Below are 7875 nucleotides of genomic sequence, written 5' to 3'. Positions count from 1 at the left end.
AGCAAATCTATCAAGAAGTCACTCAGACGCGCGATGACCTCAATCAACGCGTCGAACAACTACAGCAATCCCAAACAATCAAACTAAAACAAAAACAGGGACAATCAGACTCCAAATGGCCTGAAATCCTGAAAGATATTCAGAATGCGGTTGCCATCTCAGCTGATCGCTCGTTGTATGGAACGCGAAAAAATGCGACCGAGACAGCCTCCATTGTTGAATCGTTTCATGATATTCGAGATGAGCTTGTGAACAATGGAGTCGCGACGGCACAAATTATGGGCCGCATTGATGACAAAATCTTGAAGCCGCTTACCATGATCCACGAACAGGATTTCCCCGAGCTGGACCAACGACTGGGACTGTTTCGATTTGCAATCGAAAAAAACAATGATCCCCTGCCAGAAATACAGAGCAGTATCGAACAGTTAAATGCACTGCTGTTCCGAATGAAGAGTGTCCTCAACGAAATGCAAGACTTATTAGAGTTTCACGAAGCAATAGAAATGCTCAAAAGTCTTATCGAAAGAGAAAAAAAACTGAGTGAAGATACAAAAAAGTTTCGCAAAAACAAGCTCTTGGATCGTCTCAAAGGGTTGGGACTGGAATAAACAGTCAAATTAAGGCTCATCGAATAACCGCTGATGCAATGATTTGTCTAAACCCAAACCAAAAGATGAACACTAATACACGCTTCGGCCAGAGTCCATCAGTTGCTATAATATAAATGGGCTCGTTCTGAACGTTCACGATAAGATAAGAGGGACATCAATCTTACATTTACCCGCCCTTATTATTTCTGAAATCACAGGGGATACTCTGACAGGAGGATCACACATGTTGAAACGTTTGCGGATTGCTGTTCTGCTCATGACAGTGCTTGTCAGTCTTTTCTGTCTTGATGTCTGTCATGCTCAGGTAAAAAGCGCGCAGCCCAACACCTCCCCCAATACCAATAAAAAGGATCGTGGCCTCTCAGATCAACAGGAAGCCATTTCGCAACAGTTCAAACGCTTTGAATCGACCCTCCATGACCTGGGGGAATATATGAAAAAGACCGATCCAGCACGGGCAGATCTGCTGTTTCGTGCTTTTGGTCAAAGTAAACAAAACCAAATGACAGTCGAAATGCAGCGTATTTTACAAATGCTGCAAAACGGACAACTCGGCGATGCAGTCGAACGACAGGATCATCTGGTCAAAAACATGCAAGCTTTGCTGGCGCTGCTTCAGAGTGAAGACAGAATGAGCGAAGTAGAAAAAGAAAAGCAACGCATTCAGAATCTTCTGAAAGATGTCAATCGCCTGATTGGACAAGAGCGAGACGTCAGAGCCGCGACCGAACGAGGCGAAAACCCTGCCAATCTGAAAGAGAAACAAAAACAAACATCAAACAATGCAAAGAAATTGATTGACAAAATCGATCAGCAGGACTCAGAAAAAAACGGTTCCAATAAGTCCGAGGATAAAAAGCAGGATAAAGAGGAAAAGAAGAAAACCGACGGAAAACCCCAGGATCAGAAATCGAAAAAAGATAAACCAAAGTCGGATTCCGATTCTCAGAAGTCAAAAGACTCCAAGTCAAAAGGAAAGGCCCCTGAAAACGGCAAGTCTGATCCGAAACAAAAGGGATCACCAGAAGAGAAACAATCCCCATCTCAACAGCAGTCAAAATCACAACAACAGAAGAAGCAACAGCAACAGCAGAAGAAGCAATCTCAACAGAAACAAAACCAGCAATCCCAGCAGCAACAACAACAGAAGACGCCTGGCCGAGAAGAAATCGAGCAGGCTCGCAAGGAGATGGAAAAGGCGATTGAGCAGCTGGAAAAAAAACAAAAAGAAGCTGCCTCGGAACATCAGGATGACGCCATAAGAAAGCTGGCAGAAGCGAAAGAAAAGCTGGAGGAAATGCTGCGACAGCTCCGGGAAGAGGAGCGTGAGCTGATGTTAGCTGCAATGGAAGCCCGACTACAGAAAATTCTGGCACAACAGAAACGGGTTTATTCAGGTACGCTTTCCATCGCTCAAGTTCTAGAGAAAGAACGAACCAGCCGTCATACCGCACGTGCCGTCCAATTAGCTCGTGAAGAAAGTTCCATCGGCCTTGAAGTCGAAAAGGCATTATTAGTACTTAAGGATGAAGGGTCATCTGTGGCCTTCACAGAAGCTCTATCTGAAGTTCGGGAAGATGTGCAAACCGCTTCCTATCGATTGAATCGCACACAAGTAGGCGAACTGACTCAGGAAATTGAAAAAGACATTATCAGTTCACTCGAAGAAATGATTGATGCCCTGCAAAAGGAAATGGAAAAGTCGGAAAAAGAAAAAAAACAGCAGCAACAACAGCAGCAACAGCGGGGTAACCCAGATGGTCAATCTCTGGTTGACATGCTAGCAGAGATCAAAATGCTGCGGTCATTACAACTGCGTGTAAATAAACGGACACGCAGAATTGAAAAAATGGCTTTGGAAAAAGATGCCAACCAGACAGATATCATTCAGCAGCTTCAACAATTATCAAACCGACAAACTCGAATTCAGAATGCAACTTACATTCTTGCGACAGGTAAGAATAAATAATTTCTTCAGAACGAAGTATCATTTGAAGGTCTATTATTGACATGATTCATAGGCTCCATTCAATACAAATCAATCAAGCTGCCGATCGCCCCATCCTAATGGTGGTTCTATTGGTTTTCGTTTGCCTGCAGGCGGTTCCCACTTCACTGACGGCTCAAGACAAACCGAAAGCGGCAGAACAAGCCAAGATAGAAGTGTATGCATCACCGACCGCACATGAGCTCAAAATGCAGTTACAAAACTGGGCAGCCGATCAGAAAACGAAAAACTCGGCGGATTTAAAATCCATCGCCAAATTAATGGTTAAGTTAGATTCACCACTCTCGCCTGAACAAAAACTGGCTCTGACGCTTCAGATTTTTTCTGAACTGAATCCTGAAGCAAAACAGTTAGTCCAGGATTTTCAGCTTTCCGATAAACTTCCTCAGCTTTCCAGTCATCCCTTATTAGTGAATGGAAAAGCAGAGACATTTTACCTGTCCAATATCCGCTATTACGTCGCCAGGAATTTAACACAATTTCGGATGGTAGATCAGGCACTGGAACTTTTCACATCGATCAAACCAGATGAATTAATCGATCCCGCTGGATATCTGTTTTACAAAGCCGTTTGTGAGCATCACTTGTTACAAAAAGAAGCTTGCGGAAAAACGCTGGATTTACTGCTTAATAATACAGAGCGTATTCCAGAAAGATACACACAGGTCGCCATCCTGATGCAGGCAGATTTAGCCGAGCTGAAAGATGAAAGTCTGGATGAAATCTCACGAAAAATGAGCGACGTGGAGCGCAGACTCGAATTGGGAAACTCTGGTAAAAAAGTCCAGAAAGTCGAAGATGAAATCATAGCCTCGCTGGACAAACTGATTAAAAAAATGGAAGACCAGTCGAAGAGCGGTTCTTCTTCAGGAGCAGGCGCTGGAAGTTCCAATTCGCCCGATGGGGGATCAAGTCAAAGCCGCGTAAAAGGTCAGACTGCACCAGGAGAAGTTGACAAGAAAAAATTGTCAAATAATGGTGGCTGGGGAGATTTACCCCCGAAGAAACAGGCATCTGCCAAGAATATTATCAACCGCAACTTCCCCTCACATTACCGCAAAGCCGTTGAAAAATATTTCAAGAAACTGGCAACCCAGAAAGCCAATACCGGCAAATAGAATTTAGACGACCAAAAAATACCCAAGTCGAGTTCGTTGAGTTTTTGGAGAGTTTTTCATGCAATCTCTGTTTTGTATTTCCCTGACAATGCTGCTTGCCGTTTCACCGGAAGTTGAAGTGACTTCCTTAAGTGGAGCTTCGGTATCAGGTAATCTGCAGTCATTAAACAAAACAGCCATTCATCTGAAACAGGATAAATCTACGAATGAGCTTCCACTCTCTGAGGTTTTGAATATTCGATTTCCCAAAAATCGATTTCGTCGCAGCTTACAATCGCCGTTCGCTATCAGATTCACTGATGGATCACTCTTCCCGATTCAATCGCTGCTAAGTAATGAGAAGCAGGTCAAAATCAGCGGAGATCAGACGGGCTCATTGATCATACCGGCAAAGAGTGTTTCCTCAATTCGCTTTGGAACCTTGAATTCAAATATCAGAGAAGCCTGGGATAAACTTCTGAAAGGGAAGCACAGCAAAGATTTGCTCGTCGTACAGAAAGAAAATGTGCTTGATTTTATTGATGGAGTGGTTGGTTCTATTTCCGATGAAAAAATTCAGTTCTTCACCGGTGACGATGAAGTTTCAGTCGATCGAAAACGTGTGTTTGGAATCATCTATTTTCGACAGCCCGTAACGGAAACGACTCCCTTCTGTTCGATCCGATTAACCAGCAATGGACTCATTCATGCATCGTCAATTGCATTTTCGGGTAATGAATTAGAAGCGACGTTGAAAAGTGGGTCTCAGGCCAGATTTGATGCGTCGGTAATTGCCAATCTGGATTTCAGTCAGGGAAAGGTACGCTACCTCTCCGATTTGGAACCACGTAATATTAAATACACACCCTTCTTTGATACCATTTGGAAATATCGCAAAGACAAACATCGTGATGGAGGGCCTTTGCGACTGGCAGGGAAAGAATATTCACGCGGACTTTACATCCATTCTAAGACACTTCTGCAGTATCGCATTAAAAATGAATATCGAAATTTTCGCGCCATCATGGGAATTGATGATTCAGTTCCCAGCATTGGATTCGTGTATGTAGAAATAAAAGGCAATGGTCGGACACTCTATTCCGGCAACGTTCGAAGTTCCGATCGGCCTGTAGAATTAAATCTGGATGTACGCGGCGTGCGCGATCTCGATATTTTAGTCGACTTTGGTGATAATCTTGAAATCTGTGATCATCTCGATCTCTGTGAGGCTCGCTTAATTAAATAATCTGTGTCGCGGTATCAGGCCTGTCTGTCATTCTTGTGAATTGATCAGAGCCTGTTCCCTTCTGGAATGATAAAGGTAATTTGATGCAGAGAACTTTCTTCTGTGATCGATGTTTAACCAGCATATTCATGCTGTTATTGCTACCCGCCTTTGCGCAGGCAGCAGTAGATCCTGCAGTCCTGGCAGCACAAAAACAACGAGTCGATGTGATTAAAGCAGTCTCTCCGTCGGTCGTCGCCATTTTTGGGGCAGCAGGCAAAGGCGGCGGCTCGGGTGTGTTAGTCACATCGGATGGATTTGCGCTGACGAACTTCCATGTCGCTTCTCCGTCAGGTAATTTCATGAAGTGCGGCCTGAATGACGGTAAGCTCTACGACGCGGTGATTGTCAGCATCGATCCGACAGGCGATATCGCTTTGATTAAACTACTGGGGCGAACTGATTTTCCCGTAGCCCGTCTCGGAAACAGTGATACAGTCAAAGTCGGTGACTGGGCCTATGCCATGGGCAATCCCTTTTTATTAGCCACCGATTTCCAGCCAACGATTACATATGGAATTGTCAGCGGGGTCCACCGCTATCAATATCCCGCGGGAACATTTCTGGAATATACAGACTGCATTCAGGTTGACTCTTCGATCAATCCCGGAAATTCGGGGGGACCTCTGTTTAATGATCAGGGCGAACTGATCGGCATCAATGGGCGGGGCTCATTTGAAAAACGAGGACGTGTCAATTCCGGAGCGGGATATGCGATTTCAATCAACCAGATCAAACACTTCTGGGATCATTTAAAAAGCGGACGCATCGTAGATCATGCCGCTTTAGGTGCGACCGTTTCAACGGATTTTGATTCCAAGATCGATGTTACGGAAATTCTGGAAGAATCAGACGCGTTCCGTAAAGGTTTGCGATTGGGAGATGAGATCGTCTCTTTTGCAGGCCGCCCTATCCGGAGTGTAAATCAATTCAAAAACATTCTGGGAATTTATCCTGCCGGCTGGACGTTGCCGCTTGTCTATCGACGAGATGAAAAGAAAACAACCATTTATGTTCGCCTGCAGGCATTACATAGAGCGTCGGAATTGCAAAAACAGGCCGGACAGAAAAAAATCATCCCGGAGAAACCTTCTAAACCGGGTGATAAAAAACCATCGCCGATGCCGCTTCCCCACGCCAAACAGGCGGCGACTCCTCCACCGGAAAAATATAAACATCTCTACATCTCTAAAACCGGGTTTGCAAATTATTACTTTAATCAAAGGCAACAAGAGCGGTTACTGCAGGCTTTAAATGACTCCAGCAATTTTTCCGATCGTAAAGGAAACTGGTCGCTTACAGGAAAACAAATTGATGGTGACGAATTCACACTGACTTTGGCTGACAAAGGGATAGGGTTCGAACTTGGCAATGATGTCTATCTGCAATCTCTTGAGTCAGGAATGCTTTTGGATGAACCGGCGGGAACGGGTGGATTACTAGCGGCATTTCATCACTTTCGATTATTACTTTCCGGCCAAACGGCACGCTTTACTGACTTTTATTATCTGGGAAGCGAACACCTGGATGGAAAAAATGAGCTGGTCGATGTTCTGGTTGCCATACAAACTGGAGCGATTTCCCGTTGGTACTTCAATAAGTCAGACCTCTCTCTGAGGGGTTTCGATTTTTACCTCACAGAAAATTCCGAAGTCTGTGCCATCCGTTTTGAACAATTCCAAACGCTCAAAGGGCAAAAGTTTCCAAGTGAAATTATCATCCATTATGGTAACCGACCAGTGATGAAATTAAAAATTGAACAGGTAAAATTAGAGACTTTAGAAAACTCAAAAAAATAGTGTCATTTGTGATGAAAGAAAATACCGTGAAATCTGCATTTGTTTGTTTGTGCCTGATTACTTCTGCCCTGACAGTTCCGCTCTCGGCACAGGCATCCTCACAAGCAACAATTCAACACGCCTTGCCTCGACTGGTAAAGATCTTTGGAGCAGGTGGCGTTAAAAACCTCTATGGATACAGTACCGGTTTTCTCGTATCACCACAGGGGCATATTGCCACCATCTGGAGTCCCGTGCTTGATACCGATCGGCTGTCTGTCGTACTGCATGATGGACGCCGCTTTGAAGCAGAAGTCCTCGGAGCCGAACCACATCTGGATCTGGCTATCATCAAGCTGAAATCAGAACACGAACTCAAACTCCCCTATTTTGATTATCAACATAAAACAATTGCAGGTGCGGGAACACGAATTTTGGGCTTTAGTAATATGTTTCGTGTAGCGACCGGAGATGAATCGGTGTCTGTCCTGCATGGGGTGATTGAAGCACGCACAGAATTACCGCGCAGACGAGGGGCATTCGAACTTTCGTATAAGGGTGACGTTTATGTTGTGGATGCCATAACCAATAACCCGGGTGCCGCCGGAGGTGCAATTTTAACTTACGATGGAAAACTCCTGGGCATGATCGGCAAACAGGTTCGCAATGCAAAAACCAGCACATGGGTTAACTATTCCCTGCCCATTGATGTATTAAGTAAAAGTATTGAGCAGATCATTACTGGAAAATATGAATCCAGTGAAAATCAGAAGAAACCAGAAACAGAGGCACCAGATCGATATCGCCCTGTCGATTTCGGTCTGGTCATGGTGCCGGATGTCCTCTACCGAACACCGGCTTTCATCGACAGTGTGCTTCCCGGCTCATTAGTAGCCAAAGCAGGTCTCCGCCCCGACGATCTGGTTGTTTTCGTGAATGATGAACTTATTAAGTCATGTAAAACATTAAAAACCGAGCTGGGAAAGCTGGAATCCGGTGATCTACTACGTCTGGTCGTTCGACGTGATAATCAATTGATCTCACTCGAATTACAGGTACCACCCGAAAACAAATAACTGATTACCAATCGAAG

At 44.6% G+C, this 7875-nt stretch carries 6 protein-coding genes; all 6 read left to right on the top strand.

Annotated features, from left to right (window positions below):
• On the top strand, positions 1-611 hold a 611-nt coding region (locus tag Q0668_RS11680), incomplete at its 5' end, for a hypothetical protein (RefSeq protein ID WP_298864587.1).
• A gap of 226 nt (positions 612-837) precedes the next feature.
• A complete protein-coding gene (locus Q0668_RS11675; protein ID WP_298864585.1) occupies positions 838-2583 on the top strand; it encodes a hypothetical protein in 1746 nt (581 codons plus the stop codon).
• 41 nt (positions 2584-2624) lie between these two features.
• Positions 2625-3740, top strand: coding sequence for a hypothetical protein (locus Q0668_RS11670; protein WP_298864582.1), 1116 nt, complete (start codon positions 2625-2627; stop codon positions 3738-3740).
• Positions 3741-3798: 58 nt separating this feature from the next.
• Positions 3799-4965 (top strand): NPCBM/NEW2 domain-containing protein, encoded by a 1167-nt coding sequence (locus tag Q0668_RS11665; RefSeq protein WP_298864580.1) that lies wholly within the window; start codon positions 3799-3801, stop codon positions 4963-4965.
• 83 nt (positions 4966-5048) lie between these two features.
• Complete coding sequence (locus tag Q0668_RS11660; protein ID WP_298864578.1) at positions 5049-6803, top strand: trypsin-like peptidase domain-containing protein; 1755 nt, start codon at positions 5049-5051, stop codon at positions 6801-6803.
• Positions 6804-6829: 26 nt separating this feature from the next.
• Complete coding sequence (locus tag Q0668_RS11655) at positions 6830-7858, top strand: S1C family serine protease (protein WP_298864576.1); 1029 nt, start codon at positions 6830-6832, stop codon at positions 7856-7858.
• Positions 7859-7875: the final 17 nt, after the last annotated feature.

The sequence above is a fragment of the uncultured Gimesia sp. genome, from assembly GCF_937910335.1.
Taxonomy (GTDB): Bacteria; Planctomycetota; Planctomycetia; order Planctomycetales; family Planctomycetaceae; genus Gimesia.
Note: the sequence above shows the minus strand (reverse complement) of the source record. Positions and strands in the feature narration are given on the sequence as shown.

Excerpts from the sequence above, each read along its gene's own strand:
- Q0668_RS11675 (WP_298864585.1), top strand. The coding sequence starts at position 838 with ATGTTGAAACGTTTGCGGATTGCTGTTCTGCTCATGACAGTGCTTGTC.
- Q0668_RS11670 (WP_298864582.1), top strand. The coding sequence starts at position 2,625 with ATGATTCATAGGCTCCATTCAATACAAATCAATCAAGCTGCCGATCGC.
- Q0668_RS11665 (WP_298864580.1), top strand. The coding sequence starts at position 3,799 with ATGCAATCTCTGTTTTGTATTTCCCTGACAATGCTGCTTGCCGTTTCA.
- Q0668_RS11660 (WP_298864578.1), top strand. The coding sequence starts at position 5,049 with ATGCAGAGAACTTTCTTCTGTGATCGATGTTTAACCAGCATATTCATG.